Genomic DNA, 21,319 nt, shown 5'->3' on the forward strand with positions numbered 1-21,319 from the left:
CCGGCAGGCCGTACGGGGAACGAACCGACGCCCTTCCACCCCCGGGGGCCTGCCGCGCGGCGAGCGCCGCTTTTCGCTCTTGATCTTTTCGCTCTCAGCTCTCAGCCAGCGTCAGCGGGGCAGGTAGGCCCGGTGCAGCTTGGAGAACTCGTAGTTGTTGTGGCGATCCCAGTTGACCGACCACGTCATCAGCCCACGCAGGTTCGGGTACGTGGCCTTCGGCTTGTAGGTGCCGCAGTTCGTGCCCTTCATCAGGCAGTCCAGCGCCTTGTGGGTCTCGGTCACCGACGTGAAGCCGTTGCCCGCGTTGACGCTCGCCGGCAGGCCGATCGCCACCTGGTCCTGGCGCAGGCCGGTGAAGAACTTCGTCGCGTCGCCGCGCACCGGGAAGCCCGCCAGCACCATGTCCGCCATCGACACGTGGAAGTCGTGGCCGCCCATGAAGTGGTACTGGTTGTCCAGGCCCATGATCGGGCCCGAGTTGTAGTGCTGGACGTGCAGCAACGTCAGGTCGTCGCGCATGGCGTGGATGACCGGCAGGTACGCGCCCGCCCGCGGGTCGGCGCCGCTGCCGCCGCCGTAGTGCTGGTAGCCGACCTGGACGAAGAACGTCTCCGGGGCCATCGTCAGGACGAACTTGGCTCCGTACTTCGCCTTCAACGTCTTCAGGGCGGAGATCAGGTTGACGATCACCGGGGTCGTCGGGTTGCGGAAGTCCGTGTCGCCCGCGTTCAACGACAGGGAGTGGCCCTCGAAGTCGATGTCGAGGCCGTCCAGGCCGTACTTGTCGATGATCGCGCTCGCGCTGCGCACGAACGCGTCCCGCGCCGCCGTCGTGGTCAGCTGGACTTGGCCGTTCGCGCCGCCGATGGAGATCAGGACCTTCCGCCCCTGCGCCTGCTTCTCGCGGATGGCCGCGATGAACTCCGCCTCGCTCTCGACGTTCGGACACTCGGCCACCGGGCACTGCTGGAACCGGAGGTCACCCGACGTCGCGGAGGTGGGCTCGGCGAAGGACAGGTTGATGATGTCCCAGTCCGGGGACACGTCCTTCATGCGGATGTAGCCGGACCCGTTCGCGAAGCTCGCGTGCAGGTACCCCACCAACACCCGCCGCGGCAACCCGGTCTGCGGCGGAGTGGTCGTCGTGGAAGTCGTAGTCGTAGTAACGGAAGTCGTCGTGGAAGTCGTCGTAGACGTCGTGGTGGACGACGTCGTCGTGGACGTCGTCGTAGACGTCGTAGGCGCCCCCGCACACGAAGCACCGTTGATCTTGCATTGCGCCGGCACCGCAGTACCGGACGCGTTGAAGCCGAACGTCACCGCAGCCCCAGGAGCGACGTTCCCGTTGTACTCGCGGTTGGTGAAGGTGTAGTGCCCGGACGCGTTGGTCTGGAGCGCGTCCCAGTACGCGCCCACCGCCGTCCCCGCCGGCAGGTCGAACTCGACCTTCCAGCCCGTGATCGCCGTGCTGGTCTCGTTCTTGATCGTGAACTGGCCGGTGTACCCGGACTCCCACGCCGACGTCTTGGTGAACGTCGCCGTCACCGACGCGGCGTAGGCGGGCGCGAAGCTCACCACGACCGCGCCCAGGACCAGCGCGCACACCGCCGCCACGCGGGCGAACAACACTCTGCGGGACATCTCTCGTCATCTCCTCGGTGGCGGCCTGAGGTGGTGAAAATTGGACTAGACCACGCGACCACTGTCAATACCCACGCGATCACTGTCGATACCCGCGCGGCCACCGTCCGCGACGATGCGAAATCCGGCACACCGACGCGCTTCGGCAAGTTACTTTCACAACGTGCAGCTACCGTGGAGAGCCGCCCCGCGCGCCGCGTTGTCGAGCCCGCTGACACTCCTGGTCAGCGTGATCACCGCGCTCCTCCTGAGCTTCGTGGTGGCCGCCGCGGTCATGCACCACTCCGCTTCGGGCAGCGCCGCGCTGGCCTACCAGCAGGACCGGCTGTGCGCCGAATCGCTGCACCCGTCGCTGGAGACCACCGTCCCCGGCGACATGGTCACCCCGCTGCTCAACGACGTCCGCGCCAACGCCCGGAACCAGCAAGTGGTCCCCGCGACCTACACCCGCGAGGCCCGCACGGACTTCGGCGGCAAGCAGACCTACGCCAAGTTCGGCTACCGCCCCGGCGCCACCGACCACCTGGAAGTCCTGGAGGGCGGCTCCAAGGACGGCCTCTGGGTCCCCCAGAGCATCGCCCGCACCACGGACCTGCGACTGGGCAAGCGCGGCATGGACGGCGCCCTCCCACCGGTCACCGCGATCTACGCCGACGTCCGCGACCCGCTGGAGCCCTACTGGTGCTCCGAACGGTCCTTCGTCGTCCCCAACATCCTCAGCCGCAACGACCTGCTGACCTCCGTGGTCTGGATGCCCAGCGAGGAGTCCTTCGCGGCCCTGCCGGCGCAACTCACCCGGCAGGTCGACGTGACGGTCCGCTTCCCGGCCGAGGTCCCCACGACCGTGGACGAGGCCGACCACCTCCTGGCCACCGGCACCGCCCTCGTCAAGCCCTACGACCACCAGGGCTTCCGGGTCGTCTCGCCCCTGCCCCTCCCGATCGAGAACGCCCGCGAGACGGCCCGCAACGTCCGCTCGGCGATCCTGCCGCTGACGCTGATCAGCCTGCTCATCGGCCTGGCCGGGGTGGCGACGGTGACCGCGCAGTGGGCCCAGCGCCGGCACGCCGAACTGCGCCTGCTGTGGGTGCGCGGGTCGGGCCCGGCGGCGCTGGGCGGGCGGGCCATCCTCGAACTGGGCCTGCCGCTGGTCGTCGGCGGGGCGCTGGGCCTGGGCGTCGGGTGGCTGCTCCTCCCGGTCTACGCGCCCTCGACCGCCCTCCCCGCCGGCACCGTGCCGCAAGCGGTCGTCGCGGTCGTCGCCGTGATCGCGCTGAGCCTCGCCGTCACGTGGGCCGCGGCGGCGTTCCGGGCGCACCGGGCGTTCCAGTCGGCGTCTTCGGGCTCCCGCACCCGGCGGGTGCTGACCGCGCTGCCGTGGGAGCTGGCGACCGGCGCGCTGGCCGTGTGGGCGTGGAACCGGGTGCAGCACAGCGGCCTGGCCACCCCGCTCAAGATCGGCGGCCTGCCCCGCATCGACGCGGCGGCGCTGGCGTTCCCGCTGCTGGTCGTCCTGACGACGGCGCTGCTGGCGGCCCGGGTGGCGCGGTGGGCGCTGCGCGCCTCGCACCGGGCGTCGCTGTGGTCCAAGCCGGCCGCCCAGTTGGCGATCCGCCGCCTGGCCGCCGCCGCGGGGCCGGTGACCGGGGTGCTGCTGGTGGGTGTGCTGGCCATCGGCACGATCGCGGTCGGCACGAGCATCGCCGGGTCGCAGAAGACCGCGCTGGACGTGAAGTCCGGCATGTACACCGGCGCGGAGAGCTACGCGCAGGTCTCGCCGGACACCACGCTGCCCGAGGCGCTCAAGTCCAACTCGACCCTCGTGGGCCTGAGCGTCCTCAACGACCACACCGCTCTCGTCGTGGACCCGGAGACGTTCACGCGCGGCGCGTACCCCAGCGGCGTGGACCCGGCCCGGCTGACCGAGCCGCTGCGCGTCGGCACCGCGCCGCGCCGCGAGATCACGCTGCCCGGCCTGCCGACGATCAACCCGTCCGCGCACGTGCCGTCGTTCCCGAAGCTGGGCACCTCGGGCTGGGTGGTGCCGCGGTCACTCGTGAAGGACCCCGACGACGTCGGCTCCTGGTACGTCTGGTCGTCGCTGCCGCTGGGCGAGCTGACCGCGGCGCTGACCGACGGCGGGATCAAGTACCGCAACGTGGGCGAGAAGTCCAAGGCGGTCGTGGGGCTGGCGTTCCTGACCATCCAGTGGACGTTCGGCTTCGTCACGGCCATCGGCGCGGTGCTCGCGGTGGTGGCGGCCATCGCGCTGCTGCTGGCGATCGAGGTGCGGCGGCGGCAGAACGCGGTCTCGGGGGCGTTCAGCACGCGGATGGGGCTGCGGCCCTCGGCGCTGCTGGGCAGCCACCTGCTGGAGCTGGGCGCGCTGGCCCTGGTCGCGGTGGCGGTCGGGTTGACCGCGAGCGCGGTGAGCAGCGGGTTCGCCGTGCCCAGGCTGGACCCGGCGCCGCGGATGACGCCCGCGCCGGAGGTGCCCGACGTCGTGCCGCTGCTGGTGACCACGGTCGCCGGGAGCGCGCTGGTGGTGCTGGTGGCGGCGTGGATCGCGGTGCGCGCGGTCCGGTCGGCGAGGATCGGGGAGCTGATTCGTGGCTGAGACGGTGTTGCGGCTGCGCGAGGTGGGCGTGGAGTACCGGACGCCCGCCGGGTCGGTGACGGCCGTGTCGGAGGTGTCCCTGAACGTGCCCGCGACCGGCATCACCGTGCTGGCCGGCCCGTCGGGGTCGGGCAAGTCCACGCTGCTGCGGGTGCTCAGCCTGGTCGAGCGGCCCACGCTGGGCGCGGTCGAGCTGCGCGGGCGCGGCACCACCGGCCTGTCCGCGCGGGCCCGGCGGGCGCTGCGGCGCACCGAGGTCGCCCTGGTGTTCCAGAACCCCGGCGACAACCTCATCGGCCACCTGACCGTCGGCGACAACCTCCGCGCCGCCGCCCAGGCGGCCGGCCGGGTCGCCGGCGTGGACGGGCTGCTCGACCAGCTCGGCCTCCCCGGCACGGCCGGGTGGAAGGTCTCCGCCCTCTCCGGCGGCCAGCAGCAACGGCTGGCGTTCGGCTGCGCCCTGGCCCGCGGCGCGTCGGTGGTGCTGGCCGACGAACCGACCTCCCAGCTCGACGCGACGTCCGCGGACCTCGTCCTGGACACCCTGCGCGACCTGGCCGCCCGCGGCGTCCCGGTGGTCGTGGCCTCCCACGACCCGAGGCTGATCGCGCTGGCCGACACCCGGTTCGACCTGCGGAACGGAGCGTTGGCGGCATGACGGCCCTGCGGACCGGGACCGCGCTGCGAGCGGTCGGCGTCAAGCGGTCCTTCGAGCACGCCGGCGGACCGGTGCACGTGCTGCGCGGCGTGGACCTGGCGGTGGAGGCCGGCGAGCTGGTCACCCTGTCGGGTCCGTCCGGGTCGGGCAAGAGCGCGCTGCTGACCGTGCTGGCCGGGTTCGACCGGCCCGACGAGGGCACCGTGGAGCTGTGCGGGCAGGTGCTGACCGCGCCCCCGGCCTGGTCGGTGTGCGCGCTGCTCCCCCAGGCCCTGGGCCTGGCGACCGAGCTGACGCTGGCGGAGAACGTGGCGCTGCCGGTGCGGCTCGGGTCCGGCGGGGACGTGTCCCGCGTCGAAGTCCTGCTCACCGAACTGGGTATCGCTGAACTGGGTGACCGCTACCCCGGCGAGGTGTCGTTCGGGCAGCAACAGCGGGCGGCGCTCGCGCGGGCCGTCATCGCCTCGCCGCGGGTCCTGCTGGCCGACGAACCCACCGCGCACCTGGACGACGCGAGCGCGCCCCGCGCGGTCGAGGTGCTGCGCCGCGCCGCCGACTCCGGGGCGGCCGTGCTCATCGCGACCCACCACGACGAGGTGCACCGCGCCGCGGACCGCACGGTGGTCCTCTCGGGCGGCCGGGTGTCCGTAGGATAGGTCGCGATGGTGCGCCGACTCGTCGCTCTGCTCCTGGTGCTGCCGCTGGTGGCCCTGCTGCTCGTGGTGTCCGACTCGGCGCAGCCGCCGCTGGTCGGGCCGGGCCCCGACGCGCCGACCGCCGCCGTGGCGCTGGGCGACAGCACGATGTCCGGCGAGGGCGCGGGCACCTACGAGCCCGGCACCGACGGCGAGGGCGGCAACTGGTGCCACCGGTCGTTGAAGGCGTCCATCCACCGGGTGAAGCTGCCCGTGGACAAGGTGTTCAACCTGGCGTGCTCGGGCGCGAACGCCGAGCAGGTCGGGCTGACCGACCAGGTCCGCAACACCGAGGGGTCGCAGGCGCGCCGGCTGGGGCAGATCGCCCGCGAGCACCGCGTGACCACGGTCGTGGTGGCCGTGGGCGCGAACGACGACCCCCGGTTCGCCGAGGTGCTCAACACCTGCTTGCAGGCGTGGTTCCAGCGGCGCGCAGACTGCTCCAAGGCGCTGACCGAGGACTGGCGCGGGCGCGTGGAGCGCATGGTGCCCAAGGTGCGGAAGGCGCTTCTGGACGTCCGCCGGGTGCTGCGGGAAGCCGGTTACACGCCCCGCTCCTACACCCTGGTCCTCCAGTCCTACGCCGCGCCGGTCACGCCGGACCTGCCGTTCGAGCTGCAGAACCTCGCCGGGTGTCCACTCCGGACCGCCGACCTGCGGTGGGTGCGCGACACCGCGGTGGGTGAGCTGTCCGCGGCGTTGCGCCGGGCGGCGTTCGGCGCGGGGGCGCGGTTCCTGGACCTGTCCAGGGCGGGGTTGAAGCACGAGGCGTGCGCGGGCGGGAAGAACCCGGACACCGAGTGGTTCACGCGGCTGACCGTGGACTTCGACGGGTTGCGCGACGAGGCGCGGGCGCGGCACGCGTTGCAGGAGTCCTTCCACCCCAACGCCCGCGGGCACGAGCAGTTCGGCCGGTGCCTGGGCGAGTTCCTCGCCACGACCGACCGGTCGGCGTCGTGCGTGGTGGACGCCGACGGCGACCTCTCCGCCGTGGCGGACCAGGACCAGCGGTAGCGCGGGCCGACGCGGTTCACAGGTCGCGCAGGTCGGTCACCGTCCAGAACGGCGTGCAGGCGGCCAGGTAGGCGGCGGTCTGGTCGGCGTTCCAGCCGTGGGCGGCGTGCAGGCCCGCCTTGAGCGTCTGCAGGTAGGCCGCGGTCGGGGCGGTGTGCTCGACGTCGGCCGCGCTCCAGGGCGCGGTGAAGGTCAGGGCCGGGTGGCCGGCGTGGTCGCCCAGGTGGAGCAGGGTCTCGTAGCGGCCCGGGCCCAGGGCGTGGCGTCCGGTCGCGAGGGCGGTCCGGAGGTCGAGGTCCCGGTCGGGGGCGCGGTACATCTCCTGGGCGACCACGTCCGCGAACTGGCGTTCGGTGATCAGGTACGCGCGGGCGGCCGCGGTGCGCGGGAGGTCCGGGTCGTAGAACGCCCGGCCGCCACCCCAGACGGGTGACTCGGTGGCGAAGTAGACGCCGCCCGGCACGGTGAGCGGCCGGGTGGCCACGGGCGGCGTCGGCTCGCGGCACAGGTCCAGGTAGCGGGTGAACCGGTCGAGGTGCATGTTCGAGCCGTAGCTGACGTACCAGACCCGTGCCATGCGCTTCAGCGGTGGTTGGCGGCGCGCCACTCGTCTTCGAGGATCGCGTAGACCAGCTCTTCGCCCCACGCGCCCTTGAAGATCTCGTTGTGCCGGAAGTGGGCTTCGCGGCGCATGCCGAGGCGTTCCATGACCTGCCACGAGCGGTCGTTGTTCGCGTCGCAGGAGGCGACGATGCGGTGCAGGCCGAGGTTGACGAAACCCAACTCCAGCATGGCCCGCGACGCTTCGGTGGCGAAGCCGCGGCCGTGGTGGTCGGGGTGGAAGATGTAGCCGATCTCGCCCTGGCGGTGGGCCTGGCTGAGGTACTTGAGGACCGTCTCGCCGATGACCCGTCCTTCGTGGACGACCGCGAGGGCGACGTGCTCGCCCTCCTTCTCGGGCCAGGTGACGGACATCTTGAGCTTGAGGTTGTCCGTCGTCTCCTCGGGGGTGCGGGCTTCGCCGTAGAGGTAGCGCACCACGTCCGGTCGGGACTGGTAGGCGTGCAGGTCGGCGTGGTCGTCGGGGGTGAAGGGGCGCAGGGTGAGGCGCTCGGTGCGGATCGGGTAGTCGGGCTTGGTCACGTGGGCCAATGTATGGGGAACCCGGCCCGGGGTGGGCCGGGTCGCACGGGTTTCGCTTACAGCTCAGCGAGTGCGGTGATCGGGTTCTCGACGCAGTCGGCGACGAACCGCAGGAACCCGCCCGCCGTGCCGCCGTCGCACACGCGGTGGTCGAAGGCGAGGGTCAGCTGGGCGACCTTGCGGACGGCCAGCTGCCCGTCCACGGCCCACGGTCGGTCGATGATGCGGCCGATGCCGAGGATCGCGGCTTCGGGGTGGTTGATGATCGCGGCCGAGCCGTCGACGCCGAAGACGCCGTAGTTGTTGACCGTGAAGGTGCCGCCGGTGAGGGCGGTCGGGGGGATGCGTCCTTCGCGGGCCTGGGTGGCGAGTTCGGTGATGCGCTGGGCGAGGGTGGACGTGGTGAGGGTGTGGGCGTCCTTGACGACGGGGACGACCAGGCCGCGGTCGGTCTGGGCGGCGAAGCCGAGGTTGATCTCGTCGAGGACCGCGATCTCGTCCTGTTCGACGCGGGAGTTCAGTTCGGGGAACTTGCGCAGGCCGAGGACGGTGAAGCGGGCCAGGAGGGCGAGGAGGGAGACGCCGGGGAGGGCGGCTCGGGCGTCGAGCAGGCCGGTGGCGTCGACGTCCACCCAGACGGTGGCTTCGGGGATCTCACGCCGGGAGGTGGCGAGCTTCTCGGCCACGGCTCCGCGCAGGCCACGCAACGGGATGCGACGGGCTGCGGTGGGTTGGGCTGCGGTGGGTTGGGCTGCGGTGGGTTGCGCGGCGGTGGGTTGCGCGGCTTGGGCGGCGGGTTGCGCGGCGGTGGGCTGAGCGGCTTGGGCGGCGGTGGGTTGGGCGGCGGCGGGCGTCGCGGCGGCGAGTTCGCGCTCGACGTCTGCTCGGCGGATCACCCCGCCGGGGCCGGTGCCTCGGATCGCGCTCAGGGACAGGCCGTGCTCGCGGGCCAGCTGCCGGACGATCGGCGAGATGACAGCGGGCGCGAGGCCGGTCGCCGTCGGCGCGGTGGCCGGAGCGGTGGAGACCGGGCGGCGGGAGCGGCGGGTGCGGCGGGTGGGTTCTGAGGTGCCGTAGCCGATCAGGACGTTGCCGCTGTACTCCGAGGACACGTCGCCCACCGTCAGCAGCACCGACCCGACCGCCAGCTTCTCGCCCTCCTCGCCGTGCCGCGCGGTCACCACGCCGGCGTACGGGCACGGGACCTCGACGACCGCCTTGGCCGTCTCGACCTCCACCACCGGCTGGTCGATGGTCACGGTGTCACCCACCGCCACCAGCCAGTTCACGATCTCGCCCTCGGTCAGCCCCTCGCCCAGGTCGGGCAGGCGGAAGTCAGGCACCGCGCACCTCCACGACCTCGTCGTCCCACTGCAGGCGGGCGATCGCGTCCAGGATGCGGTCCACGTTCGGCAGGTGGTGCTCCTCCAGCTTCGGCGGCGGGTACGGGATGTCCCACCCGGTCACCCGCAGGACCGGCGCGTGCAGGTGGTGGAAGCAGCGCTCGGTCACGCGGGCCGCGACCTCCGCGCCGTAGCCGCCGAACCCGGAAGCCTCGTGGACGACCACCGCGCGACCGGTGCGCCGCACGGACGCGCACACCGTCTCGTCGTCGAACGGGGCCAGCGACCGCAGATCGACCACCTCGACGTCCCAGCCCTCCTCCGTCGCGGCCTCGGCCGCCTCCAGCGCGGTGGCGACCATCGGGCCGTACGCGATGAGGGTGACGTCCTTGCCGGGGCGGCGGACCAGCGCCCGGTCCATGGGCACCGACTGGTCGAACGACACCTCGCCCTTGGACCAGTAGCGGCGCTTCGGCTCCATGAAGATCACCGGGTCGGGTGACGCGATGGCGTCGCGCAGCAGGCGGTACGCGTCGTCGGGCGTGCCCGGCGTGACGACCGTCAGGCCCGGCGTGTGGGTGTAGTACGCCTCGGACGAGTCGCAGTGGTGCTCCACGCCGCCGATGCCACCGCCGTAAGGCACCCGGATCACGACCGGCAACGAGACGCGTCCGCGGGTCCGGTTGCGCAGCTTGGCCAGGTGGCTGGTGATCTGCTCGAACGCGGGGTAGGCGAAGGCGTCGAACTGCATCTCCACCACGGGGCGCAGGCCGTTCATGGCCATGCCGATCGCGGTGCCGACGATCCCCGACTCGGCCAGCGGCGTGTCGAACACGCGGGTGGAGCCGAAGCGGGCCTCCAGGCCGTCGGTCACCCGGAACACGCCGCCCAGCGCGCCGACGTCCTCGCCGAACACCAGCACGGTCGGGTCCTCGGCCAGGGCGTCGGCCATCGCCCGGTTGAGCGCGCCGGCCATCGAGAGGGCGGTCATGCCAGTTCCTCCGCCAGCATCGCGGCCTGCTCGCGCAGGTGTCGGGTGGGGGTCGCGTAGACGTGCTCGAACAACGACATGGGGTCGTGCTCGTGGTCGGTGTTGAGCGCGGCGCGGACGCCGGCGGCGAACTCCTCGGCCTCGGCCGCGACGGCGGCGCGCCGCTCGGGGGTCAGCAGGCCGCGCGCGGTCAGGTAGGTGTCCAGGCGGTCCACCGGGTCGCGGTCCAGCCACGCGGCGACCTCGTCGGAGGTGCGGTAGCGGGTGGCGTCGTCGGCGTTGGTGTGGGCCTCGATGCGGTAGGTGATCGCCTCGACGAGGGTGGGGCCGCCGGCCTCGATCGCTTCCTTGACCACGGCGTACACGGCGGCGGCGTCGTTGCCGTCGACCAGCACGGACGGCACGCCGTAGCCGATGCCCTTGTGCGCCAACGACGGCGCGGCGTTCTGCTTGGACATGGGCACGCTGATGGCGTAGCCGTTGTTCTGCACCAGGAAGACGACCGGGGCCTTCCACACGCCGGCGAAGTTCAGCGCCTCGTGCGTGTCGCCCTCGCTGGTCGCGCCGTCGCCGACGAACACCAGCGCGGCGGTGTCCTCGCCCTTGACGCGGGCGGCGTGCGCGAAGCCGACGGCGTGCAGGGTGTTGGTGGCCAGCGGGGTGCACTGCGGGCCGACGCGGTGCTCGTACGGGTCGTAGCCCAGGTGCCAGCCGCCCTGGAGCAGCGTCAGGGTCTCGGCCGGGTCCACCCCGCGCGTCACCAGGGCGACGCAGTCGCGGTAGGTGGGGAACAGCCAGTCCTGCTCGCGCAGCGCGAGCACCGACCCGACCTCGCACGCCTCCTGCCCGCGCGACGACGGGTACACGGCCAGCCGGCCCTGCTTGGTCAGCGCGGTGGCCTGCGTGTCGAAGCGGCGGCCGACGACCATGCGGCGGTGCAGCTCCAGCAGGACGTCGTCGTGGGGCATCGCCAGCGGCGAGTCCTCGACCGGCGAGCCGTCCTTGCGCAGCAGCGACAGCGGTTCCGCTGTGGGCAGCAGTTCCCTTGTGGGGACCATCAGCTCCTCCGACCCTCATGTTGCGAGTGGGGGCATGGTCCGCGTCACACCGACCAAAGTTCCAGATCCGCCTCCGAAATCTGGACGAATGGCCGCGCAGGGGGGTTACAGTGCGCCACATGACGCCCAGACCTGGACATTCGGCACCGCTCGACGCGACCGACCGCCGCATCGTGGAGGCGCTGCGCGAGGACGGCCGGCTGTCGATGCGGGCGCTGGCGGAGAAGCTGCACATCTCGCGCGCGAGCGCGTACTCGCGGGTGGAGCGGCTGCACCGGGACGGGGTGATCACCGGGTACGCGGCGGTGGTGGACCCGGAGCGGTACGGGTTCGGGATCTCGGCGTACGTGTACCTGAAGATCAGCCAGCACTCGTGGAAGGCGGTGCGGCAGCGGGTCCTGGAGATCCCGGAGGTCTGGCACGGGGCGCTGGTGTCCGGGGACTACGACCTGGTGTTGCTGGTCCGGGCCCCGGACGCGCACAGCCTGCGCGACCTGGTGCTGTCCCGGCTCCAGACGATGCCGGACGTGACGTCCAGCCACACCGTGCTCATCCTCGACGAGCTGTCAACCTGACTCGACGATGCGCCACTGCGGCCCGTTGACCCAGGTGGCCTCCAGGCGGGAGCGGTGGCCCGCGCCGACGAACTCCACCACGACGGCGTCGGCGGGTTGCTCGACGCTGGCGGCGAAGCCCTGGCGCGGGGTGGCGGAGATGGGTTCGATCTCGCTCGCCGAGAAGCGGATCGCCGCGACGCCGCCCTGGAGGCGGAAGCTGCGCAGGTAGACCGGTTCGCCGTTCTGCTCGCTCCACGTGCCGTTCTCCGGCGGCAGGGGCGGGGCCGTCGTCGTGGTGGTCGTGGTGGTCGTCGTCGGCGGTCTGGTGGTGACGACGACCGTGGTGGTGGGCACGGGCGTGGTCGTGGTGGTGGTCGTGGGGACCGCGCTGGACTGCTGCGTCGGGCCGGCCACCAGGCGGGGGCGTTCGGGGACGCCCGCGTCCAGCACGAAGCGGATGCCCAGCCACGACAAGGCGACCGCCACGGCCGTGGACGCCGTCCACGCCGCGAGGTACTGCAGGCCCCGGGTCACGCGGGACATCCTGCCGGCTGCCGGGGACCGCGCCGGCGGGGTTGACCCTCCCCCGACGGGAGACCCCACGCTGCGCCGCATGACGATCACCGGCATCTTCCCCACGATCTGCAGCGACGACATCACGGCCACCCGCGACTTCTACGCGTCGCTGTTCGGCATGACCCCCGTGTTCGAGAACGACTGGTACGTGCAGTTGCAGGCCGGCTCGACGCACCTCCAGATCGGCGTCGTGCGGCGCGACCACGGCAGCGTGCCCGAGGGGCGCCGCGAGCTGCCCGCCGGCACCCTGGTGGCCATCGAGGTCGAGGACGTGGACGGCGTGCACGCGAAGGCCCTCGACGCGGGGCTGACCATGCTGCTCGACCTGCGCGACGAACCCTGGGGCCAGCGGCACTTCATCACGCTCGACCCGAACGGCACGATGGTGGACGTGATCAAGCCCATCCCGCCGGACGCCGAGCACGCCCCGTCCTATGTCTGACCTCGTCCCGATCGGGGTGTTCGCCGAGGCCGCGCGGGTCACGGTCAAGGCGCTGCGGCACTACCACGCCCTCGGCGTGGTGGTGCCCGCCCGGGTCGATCCCGCCACGAACTACCGCTACTACCGGTGGGACCAGCTCGGCGACGTGCTGTGCGTGACGACCCTGCGCGACCTCGGCACCCCGTTGGACCGCATCAAGGAGCACCTCGTCGGCGGCACCCCGCTGCACGACGTGCTGGCCGCCGAACGCGTCCGCCTGCGCCGGCAGGTGGCGCGGGCCGAACGCGCCCTGGCCCTGGTGGACGCCCTGCGGGACGCCCCGCGCCTGCCGGACGTGCGGCCCGACGTGGTCGAGCTGCCCGACCGGGACACGGTCGCGCTCACCGGGCCGGCGCACGCCGACACGACCGGGCAGGACGCGGCGGAGCTGATCGGCAGGCTCCTCGCGACCCCGGGCGTGGACGCCGGCGCGCCGGTGATCGGCGAGTACCCGTTGAAGCTCGCGCACAGCTTCACCATCCGGGTCCGGCTGGAGGTGGCGGGGCCGGTGGCCGGGCTGCGCGTCGAGCCGTGGCCGGGCGGCCGGTTCGCCCGGGTCGTCCACGTCGGCCCGCTCGACGCGCTGCCCATCGCCTACCACGGCCTGGTCCGCTGGCTGCACGAACACCGCCACCACCCGGCCGGCCCCGTCTACGAGCGCTACCTGGACGACCCGGCCACCACCCCGGCCCACCTCCTGCGCACGGAGGTCCTGCACCGCGTCCCCTGACCTGAGCCGGCCGACCTGAGCCGGCTGGCCTCAGCCGGCGAAGGTCTGCTCGCGGCGGCGTTCCTCGTCGGTGGTCTCGATGTGCTTCACGGCGTAGCGCAGCATCGGCGGCGCCATCAGGGACGTCACGACCGCGACCAGCACGACGATCGTGTAGCCGGCCGTGGTCAGCACGCCCACCCGCAGGCCGACCATCGCCACGATGACCTCGATGACGCCGCGCGCGTTCAGCCCCGCCCCCAGCGCCAACCCCTCCCAGTGGGTCAGCTTGGACAGGCGCGCGCCCAGGTACGCGCCGGCGAACTTGCCGCCGATCGCGATGGCCAGCACCACCAGCGCCGAGACCAGCACGGGCCACTGGCCGAGCAGGGTCAGGTCCATCCGCAGCCCGGCGGTGGCGAAGAAGATCGGCGCGAGCACGGCCATGGTGATGGTGCGCAGCGGCGCGAGCTTGCGGCGGTCCAGCAGGCCGGACGTGCCCAGCAGGATGCCGCACAGGAACGTCCCGAGGATCGGCTCCAGGCCCAGCGCGTGGGTGCCGGCGGCGGAGGCGACCAGCAGCAGCACCACGGCCGCGACCGTGGGACCGGCGTCGGTGGACCGGTTGGCCAGGGTCAGCGCGGTCTTGACCGCCGGGCGGCCGAGCAGCACGGCGACCAGCAGCGCGGCGGCCAGGCTGCCGACGGTGAGGGCGACGTGGCCGAGGCGCAGCCCGGTGGTGGCCATCGCGGACACCACCGACAGCAGGGACCAGCCGACGATGTCGTCGACGGCGGCGGCGCTGATGGTGAGCTGGCCGATGTCGCGGTGCAACAGGTTCAGCTCCACGAGGGTCTTGGCGATGACCGGGATGGCGGACACGCACATCGCCACGCCCAGGAACAACGCGAACACCAGCGTCTCGTTGCCGCCGGACAGCAGCGAGGCGGGCAACGCGAACCCGACGCCGACGCCCAGCGCCAACGGGATGAGCAACCCGCCCAGCGACACCCACAGCGCGGTGCGGCCCCGGCGGCGGACCATCGGCATGTCGATGTGCATGCCGGTGAACCCGACCAGCAGCAGCACCCCGAGCTGGCCCACGGCGTCGAGCAGGTGGATCTGGTCGGCCACCGGCGGGAACAGCCAGCCCGACAGCGCGGGCAGGACGTGGGCCAGCAGCGACGGGCCGAGCAGGACGCCGGCCGCCAACTCCCCCACCACCTGGGGCAACCCGAACCGGGCCGCGAGCTTGCCCAGCGCCAACGCCACGCCCAGCAGCACGGCGAGCTGGAGCAGGAACACGAGCATCTGGTGCGCGCCGATCGGGGTCGGCGGCGCGGCGGCGAGAACGGTCATCTCGGCCCTCTCGGTCGTGCGGTGCGGAAAAGCGGTGCACTCGACCTCTACGCCGGTCCGCTCACGGGCGGAAGGACCAGGCACTTCGTGGTGCCGAATACGTCAACTGCGCCACATGTGCGTGGGGCATTCCCGTCGGTCGCGCACAGGGGCGTTACGGTGCCCGCCATGGTCTCGGTGCTGCTCGTCGAGGACGACCCGGTGGTGCGGTCGGCGGTGACGCGCGCGTTGTCCGGCCTGGGGCACGCGGTGCTGCCGGTGGGCACGGCGCTGGAGGCGTTGCGGGAGGTAGCGGGCGCCACGTTCGACCTGGTCGTGCTGGACCTCGGGCTGCCCGACATGGACGGCGCGGACGCGTTGCGGATGATGCGCGGCGTGTGCGACGTGCCGGTGATCGTGGCCACCGCCCGCGACGACGAGGCCGAGATCGTGCGGCTGCTCAACGCGGGCGCGGACGACTACCTGGTCAAGCCGTTCTCCAGCGAGCACCTCGCGGCGCGGCTGTCGGCGGTGCTGCGCCGGGCGCGCAAGGAGGACCGGCCCGAGCCGATCCGGATCGGGCAGCTGAGCATCGACCTGGACCGGCGGGAGGCGCGGCTGGGCCGGCGCGAGCTGAACCTGACCCGCAAGGAGTTCGACCTCCTGGCCTACCTGGCGGCGCGGGAGGGCAAGGTCGTGCCGCGCGCGGAACTGCTGGCCAACCTGTGGAACCTGCCCGGCCGGCACGACGACCAGACGCTGGACGTGCACCTGTCGTGGCTGCGCCGCAAGCTCGGGGAGCGGGCCGCGCAGCCGCGCTACCTGCACACCGTGCGCGGTGTCGGGTTCAAGCTGACCGCGGCGGAGTGACGTGCGCAAGTCGCTGGCCCTGGTCTCGCTCGCCGTCACGTCGATGGTGGCGCTGGCGTTCCTGATCCCGTTGGCCCTGGTGGTGCGGCAGCTGGCCGAGGACCGGGCGGTGACCGACGCCGAGCGGCAGGCGGGCGCGCTGACGCCGGTGCTGGTGATCACCGACGACCCGGTGACCGTGCAGCAGGCGCTGGCGTCGATCTCCGGCCGGGTGGCCGTGCACCTGCCCGGCGGGCAGGTGGTGGGCGAGGTGAAGGCGACCGGCGACCAGTTGCGGCAGGCGCGGGAGAAGGGGTTGGCGTTCAGCGAGTCCGTGTCCGACGGGTGGGTCCACCTCCAGCCCGTGGTGCTGGGTGAGGACCGGGTGGCGGTGGTGGAGGCGTTCGTGCCGTCGGCCGAGCTGTCGCGCAACGTCACCTCGGCGTGGCTCGCGCTGTCCGGGGTGGCGGTGTCGCTGGTGCTGGCGTCGGTGCTGGTCGCCGACCGGCTGGGGGCGCGGGTGGTGCGGGCGTCGCGGGCGCTGGCCGAGGGGGCGCGGCGGATGGAGCAGGGCGACCTGACCACGCGCGTCACGCCCACCGGTCCGCCGGAGCTGGCCGACGCGGGCGGCGCGTTCAACCGGATGGCCGACCGGATCGGGCAGTTGATGGCCAACGAGCGGGAGATCCTGGCCGACCTGTCGCACCGGCTGCGCACCCCGTTGACGGCGCTGCGCCTGGACTCCGAGACGTTGGGCACCGACCCCGGCGCCAACCGCGTGCGGCAGGCGGTGCACGCGTTGGAGCGCGAGGTCAACGAGCTGGTGCGGGCCGCCCGCAAGGAGTTGGACGACCCCGCGGGCGGGCGGTGCGACGCGGCGCAGGTCGTGCACGACCGGCTGGTCTTCTGGTCCGCGCTGGCCGACGACCAGGACCGGCTGTGGAACCTGCGCGGCACCGAGCGGCCCGCGTTCGTGCCGCTGACCCGCAGCGACCTGGCCGCGGCGATGGACGTGGTGCTGGGCAACATCTTCCGGCACACGCCGGAGGGCACGGGGTTCGTGGTGGCGCTGTTCCACCGGCCCGAGCAGGTGGTGATCGTCATCGAGGACGCCGGACCGGGCATCGAGGACCTGGAGACGGCGCTGCGCCGTGGAAGCAGCAGCGCCGGCTCCACCGGTCTCGGACTCGACATCGCCCGCCGCGCGGCCGAGTCCACCGGAGGCTCGCTGGTCGTGGACCGCGGGCCGCTCGGGGGCACCCGGGTGCAGTTGCGGCTGACCCGGCTACCGGAGCACCAAGGCTAGCCGGCGCTTTCTTTGGCGCACCTGATGGCACCTTTAAATGTTCCTTAAATAAATCGCTTGTTGACATTCGCGGAAATGGCTGCCAAGGTCATTCCCGGAATTGGTGACGACCGCAGCGCTCTCCCCCTTGCCCGGCCACCAATCCACGTTCGGTGCGGCGACCGCGAGCGTCTACCCTGCGAAAAGACGCCACCGCGGTCGCCGCACCCGAAAAGCCGTCGAATGCAGATGAGGTTTTCCGCGTGTTCCGCAACAAGCGTGCACTGCCCGTCGTCGTCGTGCTGGCCGGCCTGGCGCTGGCCGGCTGCGAGGAACCCGAGGAGATCGGCCTGGTGACCGCCACGGCCACCACGTCGGTCCGCACGACGTCCCAGGCCGGCACCCCGGCCGCGTCGTCCTCGCCCACGGCCCCGTCGTCCGCCACCCCGACGACCACGACCACCACCGAGACCACCACCACGACCGAACCCCAGCCGCCCGTCACCACCACCACCGAGGCGCCGCCGCGGCGGCCCGAGCCCGTGGCGACCCCCGCCAAGACCGAGGTGGAACTGGCCGAGGCCAAGGTGTTCAACCTGACCAACGCCGAACGCGTGGCCAACGGCTGCCCGGCGCTGGGGATCGACGAGCGCCTCGACCGGGCCGCCCGCGGGCACAGCGCGGACATGGCGGCGCAGAACTACTTCAGCCACACCTCCAAGGACGGCCGCACCTTCGCCGACCGCATCAAGGCCGCCGGCTACCCGTCGCCGGGCGCGGAGAACATCGCCGCGGGCCAGCGCACGCCGGAGGCCGTGGTGAAGGGCTGGATGGAATCCCCCGGCCACCGGGCGAACATCCTCAACTGCAAGCTGAAGACCCTGGGCGTCGGCATGGCGCGCGGCGGTTCGTACGGCATCTACTGGACCCAGAACTTCGGTTGGTAGCGGGATAATCGGTTGTGACCCCACCTGGGCGCGGGGCACGCTTGAGCAGCGCTCCCGGTGCGCAGACGAGGGTTACTTCCACTGTTGATGGGCGGGTTGCGGGTTCGAATCCCGTCGGCGCTTCGGGCGTCGTAGCTCAACTGGCAGAGCAGCTGTACCTTCGTCGACTCTGATCTCGGGAGCGCACCCGCGCACGCGTCCTCTCCGGAGGGCGCGTGCGCGTTTCTCGTCCGCGACGGAGGTGGGTCCCATGGCGAAGTTCAACGTCGGTGCGCTGCGCACCCTGGTCACCAGCTTCGTCAAGGCCGAGCGCACCCCGTCCGGCCCGACGCACGAGGGTGGCGCGGGCTACGCGCGTGACACGCGCTCGGAGCTGTTCCTGTTGGCCGTCACCAACATGGTCGGGGAGAACACCTTCTACGAGCCGGCCGGCGAACGGGGCGACCGGTACACCGCGCTCGTGCGAGCGGCGGCGCTGGAAGACCCGGGCTGGACCGCCCGCCTGCTCGCCTGGCTGCGCCGGGACGCGAACCTGCGCTCCGCCGCCGTGGTCGGCGCGGCCGAGTACGTGCGCGCCCGCCTCGACGCCGGCGACGAGCGCGGACCGTCGAACCGCTCGGTGATCGACAGCGTCCTGCTCCGGGCCGACGAGCCGGGCGAACTGCTGGCGTACTGGTTGAGCACCCACGGGCGGGCGGTTCCCAAGCCGGTCAAGCGCGGTGTCGCGGACGCGGTCCTGCGCCTGTACGACGAGCGCTCGCTGGTCAAGTACGACAGCGCCGCGCGCGGCCTGCGCTTCGGCGACGTGCTCAACCTCGTGCACCCGGTCACCCGTCGTCCCCGGCAGTCGGACCTGTTCGCCCACGCGCTGGATCGCCGCCACGGCAACGATTCCGCGATCCCGGCGGTGCTGGGCGTGCTCACCAGGCGGGCGGACCTGGTGTCGTGGCCGGTGGAGCGGCGGCGTGCCCTGTTCGGGCGGGACGACGCGGCGGCGGTGCTGCGCGGGGCGGGCATGACGTGGGAGTCGGTGGCGGGTTGGCTGCAAGGCCCGATGACCGCCGAGGTGTGGGAAGCGCTGATCCCGTCCATGGGGTACATGGCGTTGCTGCGCAACCTGCGCAACTTCGACGCGGCCGGGGTGTCCGACGAGGTGGCCTCGACCGTCGCCGCGCGGTTGGCCGACCCCGACGAGGTGGCGCGGTCCCGGCAACTGCCCCTGCGGTTCCTGTCGGCGCACCGGGCCGCCTCGGCGCGGTGGGGACCGGCGTTGGAACAGGCGCTCGACCACTGCCTGGCCGGCGTCCCGGTGTTGCCCGGCCGCACGCTGGTCCTCGTGGACACCTCCGGGTCGATGCGGGGGCCGTTCGCCGGGAACGGCACCCTGCGGCGGTGGGACGCGGCGGTCGTGTTCGGCCTCGCCCTGGGGGCGCGGTGCGAGCACGCTGACGTCGTGTCGTTCTCCAGCCCGTACCACGGCACCGGGACGAAGCAGTTCCGACCGCGGCGAGCCGAGTCCCTGCTCGCCGCCGTGACGCGGTGGCGGGCGGAGGGCTACCTGCTCGACGGCGGCACGGCGACGGCGTACGCGATCCGCAAGCACCTGCGCCGCCACGACCGCGTGGTGGTCCTGACCGACGAGCAGGCGGACGGCGCCGACGTGAACCGGGCGGTGCCCAACGGCATCCCGCTCTACACCTGGAACCTGGCGGGCTACCGACGCGGGCACGCACCGTCGGGCGCCTTCTACCGCCACACGTTCGGCGGGCTGGACGACCACGCGTTCCGGGCCATCGGCCTGCTGGAAGCCGGGCGGAACGCCGACTGGCCGTTCTAGCGGGTGTCCACGTGGCGCCGGCGCCTCGTCAGAGGGCCGGCGCGGCACGACCTCGGGCCGCTCCGCCGGAACCCGCGCGCCCCACTCCGCGCACCCGGCGACCGTCCGCGCCGCCGGCGACGGCCACGCCACCGCCGCCAACGCCCCGACACCCGGCAACGCCCGTCTGCTCACCAACGCCCGGCCGCGCATGGCTCCCCCCAAGCTCCGGCGGAGCACAACCGCCGCCGAAGTGGTTCGATCACGCCATGACCCACGCCGGCGAAGCGCACCACGACGACCTGTCCGAGCGGCTCAACTGGCTGCGCGCCGGCGTCCTCGGGGCGAACGACGGCATCGTGTCCACCGCCGGTCTGGTCGTCGGCGTGGCGGGCGCGACCACCGACCGCACCGCCGTCCTGGCCGCCGGCGTGGCGGGGCTGGTCGCGGGCGCGTTGTCGATGGCGGGTGGCGAGTACGTCTCGGTCAGCACCCAGCGCGACACCGAACGCGCCGCCCTGCGCCTGGAGGCCCAGGAGCTGCGCGAGATGCCGGAAGAGGAGGAGCAGGAGCTCGCCGACATCTACGAGGACAAGGGCCTGTCCCCCCGGCTGGCCGCCCAGGTGGCGCGCGAGCTGACCGAGCAGGACGCGCTGCGGGCGCACGCCGAGGCCGAGTTGCAGATCGACCCGGACAACCTGACCAGCCCGTGGCAGGCGGCGTGGGCGTCGCTGGTGTCCTTCGCGGTCGGCGCGCTGATCCCGCTGGTGGCGATCGTGCTGCCGCCGCTGTCGTGGCGGGTGTGGACCTGCGCGGCGGCGGTGATCGTCGGGCTGGTGCTGACCGGGGTGGTCAGCGCGCGGCTGGGCGCGAGCCCGGTGTGGCGGGCGGTGCGGCGCAACGTCGTGGTCGGGACGCTGACCATGCTGGTGACCTACTACGTGGGCCTGCTGTTCGGCGTGGCCGTCGCCTGAGCCCTTCCGCGACGCCGGGGGTCCGCCCGCGTTCCGTCAGCCGACCGGCACACGACCGCCCGCACTGTGACAGCGGTCACGCAGCGCGCACACCTGCGGTGGGCGCGCGAAAAAAGTTGTCCCTCGGAGGTGTGAAGACCGCAGGAAGCGGGTAACCGCCGCTGGCTTGACGCCGTTGGGAGCGTCAAGACCAGGAGCGGAGGTGCAAGCCGTGACCCATCCCCCGACGACCCTGCTCGTCCCGCGCAGCGCGCGTGCCGAACGGCGGCTCTGGGTGTTGCTCGCCCTGCTCTTCATCCTGGTGGCGGGCGTGAACGGGATCGTCGCGCTGTCCGAGGCGCAGGTGTGGCAGGGCGGCCTGGCCGGCTTGTCGATCCTCGCCGCCGCGGGCTGCGCGAGAGTCGCCCAGCGCGTGCCCGGGGCGGTTTAGTCACCACTGAAGAGGGTGAAGGGCTAGTCCGACCGGGCGTAACCCGTTGGTCGGAACGATGTCAACTGGGCGTGGGATTCACCACGACGCCCTGTCGGACTAGAGCCATAACCGCGAATTCACACTATCGTCACAAGACCCCGGCAACCCCGGTGCACCGCCCCGCGTGACCAAGCGGCCCGATCAGGCCTCGC

The 21,319-nt window shown here is 72.6% G+C and carries 21 protein-coding genes; 13 read left to right on the top strand and 8 right to left on the bottom strand.

What is annotated here, in order from left to right; genetic code table 11:
* Positions 1-111: 111 nt before the first annotated feature.
* Positions 112-1,644, bottom strand: coding sequence for a cellulose binding domain-containing protein (locus tag AB0A74_RS35355; protein WP_358256497.1), 1,533 nt, complete (start codon positions 1,642-1,644; stop codon positions 112-114).
* Between the two features lie 163 nt (positions 1,645-1,807).
* Between AB0A74_RS35355 and AB0A74_RS35360 the strand changes: the two genes are divergently transcribed.
* From AB0A74_RS35360 to AB0A74_RS35375, 4 genes are read left to right on the top strand one after another with little or no spacing between them, the layout of a single operon-like run.
* The gene (locus tag AB0A74_RS35360) at positions 1,808-4,261 is read left to right on the top strand and encodes an FtsX-like permease family protein (protein ID WP_358256499.1); all 2,454 of its coding nucleotides are present in this window, start codon (positions 1,808-1,810) and stop codon (positions 4,259-4,261) included.
* Positions 4,254-4,919 carry an ATP-binding cassette domain-containing protein gene (locus AB0A74_RS35365; RefSeq protein WP_358256501.1) on the top strand — a complete coding sequence of 222 codons (666 nt, stop codon included), beginning with the start codon at positions 4,254-4,256 and terminating at the stop codon, positions 4,917-4,919. Before AB0A74_RS35360 ends, AB0A74_RS35365 begins: the two co-directional genes overlap by 8 nt.
* The gene (locus AB0A74_RS35370; RefSeq protein WP_358256503.1) at positions 4,916-5,575 is read left to right on the top strand and encodes an ATP-binding cassette domain-containing protein; all 660 of its coding nucleotides are present in this window, start codon (positions 4,916-4,918) and stop codon (positions 5,573-5,575) included. Before AB0A74_RS35365 ends, AB0A74_RS35370 begins: the two co-directional genes overlap by 4 nt.
* A gap of 6 nt (positions 5,576-5,581) precedes the next feature.
* Positions 5,582-6,628 carry a GDSL-type esterase/lipase family protein gene (locus tag AB0A74_RS35375; RefSeq protein ID WP_358256504.1) on the top strand — a complete coding sequence of 349 codons (1,047 nt, stop codon included), beginning with the start codon at positions 5,582-5,584 and terminating at the stop codon, positions 6,626-6,628.
* Between the two features lie 16 nt (positions 6,629-6,644).
* Here AB0A74_RS35375 and AB0A74_RS35380 read toward each other — a convergent pair whose 3' ends face one another.
* From AB0A74_RS35380 to AB0A74_RS35400, 5 genes are read right to left on the bottom strand one after another with little or no spacing between them, the layout of a single operon-like run.
* Complete coding sequence (locus AB0A74_RS35380; protein ID WP_358256506.1) at positions 6,645-7,205, bottom strand: histone deacetylase; 561 nt, start codon at positions 7,203-7,205, stop codon at positions 6,645-6,647.
* Positions 7,206-7,210: 5 nt separating this feature from the next.
* Positions 7,211-7,771, bottom strand: a complete 561-nt coding sequence (locus AB0A74_RS35385) for a GNAT family N-acetyltransferase (protein ID WP_358256507.1) — start codon at positions 7,769-7,771, stop codon at positions 7,211-7,213.
* A gap of 56 nt (positions 7,772-7,827) precedes the next feature.
* Positions 7,828-9,114 carry a dihydrolipoamide acetyltransferase family protein gene (locus tag AB0A74_RS35390; protein WP_358256509.1) on the bottom strand — a complete coding sequence of 429 codons (1,287 nt, stop codon included), beginning with the start codon at positions 9,112-9,114 and terminating at the stop codon, positions 7,828-7,830.
* Positions 9,107-10,105, bottom strand: a complete 999-nt coding sequence (locus AB0A74_RS35395) for an alpha-ketoacid dehydrogenase subunit beta (RefSeq protein WP_358256511.1) — start codon at positions 10,103-10,105, stop codon at positions 9,107-9,109. The genes AB0A74_RS35390 and AB0A74_RS35395 overlap by 8 nt, the downstream gene beginning before the upstream one ends.
* Positions 10,102-11,163 carry a thiamine pyrophosphate-dependent dehydrogenase E1 component subunit alpha gene (locus AB0A74_RS35400; protein ID WP_358256512.1) on the bottom strand — a complete coding sequence of 354 codons (1,062 nt, stop codon included), beginning with the start codon at positions 11,161-11,163 and terminating at the stop codon, positions 10,102-10,104. Before AB0A74_RS35400 ends, AB0A74_RS35395 begins: the two co-directional genes overlap by 4 nt.
* Before the next feature lie 119 nt (positions 11,164-11,282).
* Here AB0A74_RS35400 and AB0A74_RS35405 point away from each other — a divergent pair, with 119 nt between their 5' ends.
* Complete coding sequence (locus tag AB0A74_RS35405) at positions 11,283-11,738, top strand: Lrp/AsnC family transcriptional regulator (protein WP_343934799.1); 456 nt, start codon at positions 11,283-11,285, stop codon at positions 11,736-11,738.
* Here the strand turns inward: AB0A74_RS35405 and AB0A74_RS35410 are convergent.
* Positions 11,730-12,254, bottom strand: coding sequence for a hypothetical protein (locus AB0A74_RS35410; RefSeq protein WP_358256514.1), 525 nt, complete (start codon positions 12,252-12,254; stop codon positions 11,730-11,732). The two genes, AB0A74_RS35405 and AB0A74_RS35410, sit on opposite strands and share 9 nt — an antisense overlap.
* Before the next feature lie 79 nt (positions 12,255-12,333).
* Here AB0A74_RS35410 and AB0A74_RS35415 point away from each other — a divergent pair, with 79 nt between their 5' ends.
* Both AB0A74_RS35415 and AB0A74_RS35420 read left to right on the top strand, forming a co-directional pair.
* Positions 12,334-12,738 (top strand): VOC family protein, encoded by a 405-nt coding sequence (locus AB0A74_RS35415; RefSeq protein ID WP_358256516.1) that lies wholly within the window; start codon positions 12,334-12,336, stop codon positions 12,736-12,738.
* Positions 12,731-13,507 (top strand): MerR family transcriptional regulator, encoded by a 777-nt coding sequence (locus tag AB0A74_RS35420; RefSeq protein ID WP_358256518.1) that lies wholly within the window; start codon positions 12,731-12,733, stop codon positions 13,505-13,507. Before AB0A74_RS35415 ends, AB0A74_RS35420 begins: the two co-directional genes overlap by 8 nt.
* Positions 13,508-13,537: 30 nt before the next feature.
* Here AB0A74_RS35420 and AB0A74_RS35425 read toward each other — a convergent pair whose 3' ends face one another.
* A complete protein-coding gene (locus AB0A74_RS35425) occupies positions 13,538-14,845 on the bottom strand; it encodes a cation:proton antiporter (RefSeq protein ID WP_358256520.1) in 1,308 nt (435 codons plus the stop codon).
* 168 nt (positions 14,846-15,013) lie between these two features.
* On the opposite strand from AB0A74_RS35425, the gene AB0A74_RS35430 reads away from it, so the two are divergent.
* From AB0A74_RS35430 to AB0A74_RS35455, 6 genes are all read left to right on the top strand, one after another.
* Positions 15,014-15,694 carry a response regulator transcription factor gene (locus tag AB0A74_RS35430; protein ID WP_343934804.1) on the top strand — a complete coding sequence of 227 codons (681 nt, stop codon included), beginning with the start codon at positions 15,014-15,016 and terminating at the stop codon, positions 15,692-15,694.
* A gap of 1 nt (position 15,695) precedes the next feature.
* Positions 15,696-16,979 (top strand): HAMP domain-containing sensor histidine kinase, encoded by a 1,284-nt coding sequence (locus tag AB0A74_RS35435; protein ID WP_358256522.1) that lies wholly within the window; start codon positions 15,696-15,698, stop codon positions 16,977-16,979.
* 242 nt (positions 16,980-17,221) lie between these two features.
* A complete protein-coding gene (locus AB0A74_RS35440) occupies positions 17,222-17,905 on the top strand; it encodes a CAP domain-containing protein (RefSeq protein WP_358256524.1) in 684 nt (227 codons plus the stop codon).
* 250 nt (positions 17,906-18,155) lie between these two features.
* Positions 18,156-19,742, top strand: a complete 1,587-nt coding sequence (locus AB0A74_RS35445; RefSeq protein WP_358256526.1) for a TROVE domain-containing protein — start codon at positions 18,156-18,158, stop codon at positions 19,740-19,742.
* Positions 19,743-19,990: 248 nt separating this feature from the next.
* A complete protein-coding gene (locus AB0A74_RS35450) occupies positions 19,991-20,695 on the top strand; it encodes a VIT family protein (protein ID WP_358256528.1) in 705 nt (234 codons plus the stop codon).
* A 211-nt stretch (positions 20,696-20,906) separates the two neighbouring features.
* Positions 20,907-21,125 (top strand): hypothetical protein, encoded by a 219-nt coding sequence (locus AB0A74_RS35455; RefSeq protein ID WP_358256530.1) that lies wholly within the window; start codon positions 20,907-20,909, stop codon positions 21,123-21,125.
* Positions 21,126-21,319: the final 194 nt, after the last annotated feature.

This window comes from Saccharothrix sp. NPDC042600, assembly GCF_040647305.1.
In the GTDB taxonomy this organism is placed as follows: domain Bacteria; phylum Actinomycetota; class Actinomycetes; order Mycobacteriales; family Pseudonocardiaceae; genus Actinosynnema; species Actinosynnema mutabilis.

Coding starts and splice junctions, on each gene's coding strand:
- AB0A74_RS35355 (WP_358256497.1), bottom strand. CDS start 1,644: ATGTCCCGCAGAGTGTTGTTCGCCCGCGTGGCGGCGGTGTGCGCGCTG.
- AB0A74_RS35370 (WP_358256503.1), top strand. CDS start 4,916: ATGACGGCCCTGCGGACCGGGACCGCGCTGCGAGCGGTCGGCGTCAAG.
- AB0A74_RS35375 (WP_358256504.1), top strand. CDS start 5,582: ATGGTGCGCCGACTCGTCGCTCTGCTCCTGGTGCTGCCGCTGGTGGCC.
- AB0A74_RS35380 (WP_358256506.1), bottom strand. CDS start 7,205: ATGGCACGGGTCTGGTACGTCAGCTACGGCTCGAACATGCACCTCGAC.
- AB0A74_RS35395 (WP_358256511.1), bottom strand. CDS start 10,105: ATGACCGCCCTCTCGATGGCCGGCGCGCTCAACCGGGCGATGGCCGAC.
- AB0A74_RS35400 (WP_358256512.1), bottom strand. CDS start 11,163: ATGGTCCCCACAAGGGAACTGCTGCCCACAGCGGAACCGCTGTCGCTG.
- AB0A74_RS35405 (WP_343934799.1), top strand. CDS start 11,283: ATGACGCCCAGACCTGGACATTCGGCACCGCTCGACGCGACCGACCGC.
- AB0A74_RS35415 (WP_358256516.1), top strand. CDS start 12,334: ATGACGATCACCGGCATCTTCCCCACGATCTGCAGCGACGACATCACG.
- AB0A74_RS35420 (WP_358256518.1), top strand. CDS start 12,731: ATGTCTGACCTCGTCCCGATCGGGGTGTTCGCCGAGGCCGCGCGGGTC.
- AB0A74_RS35425 (WP_358256520.1), bottom strand. CDS start 14,845: ATGACCGTTCTCGCCGCCGCGCCGCCGACCCCGATCGGCGCGCACCAG.
- AB0A74_RS35430 (WP_343934804.1), top strand. CDS start 15,014: ATGGTCTCGGTGCTGCTCGTCGAGGACGACCCGGTGGTGCGGTCGGCG.
- AB0A74_RS35445 (WP_358256526.1), top strand. CDS start 18,156: ATGGCGAAGTTCAACGTCGGTGCGCTGCGCACCCTGGTCACCAGCTTC.
- AB0A74_RS35450 (WP_358256528.1), top strand. CDS start 19,991: ATGACCCACGCCGGCGAAGCGCACCACGACGACCTGTCCGAGCGGCTC.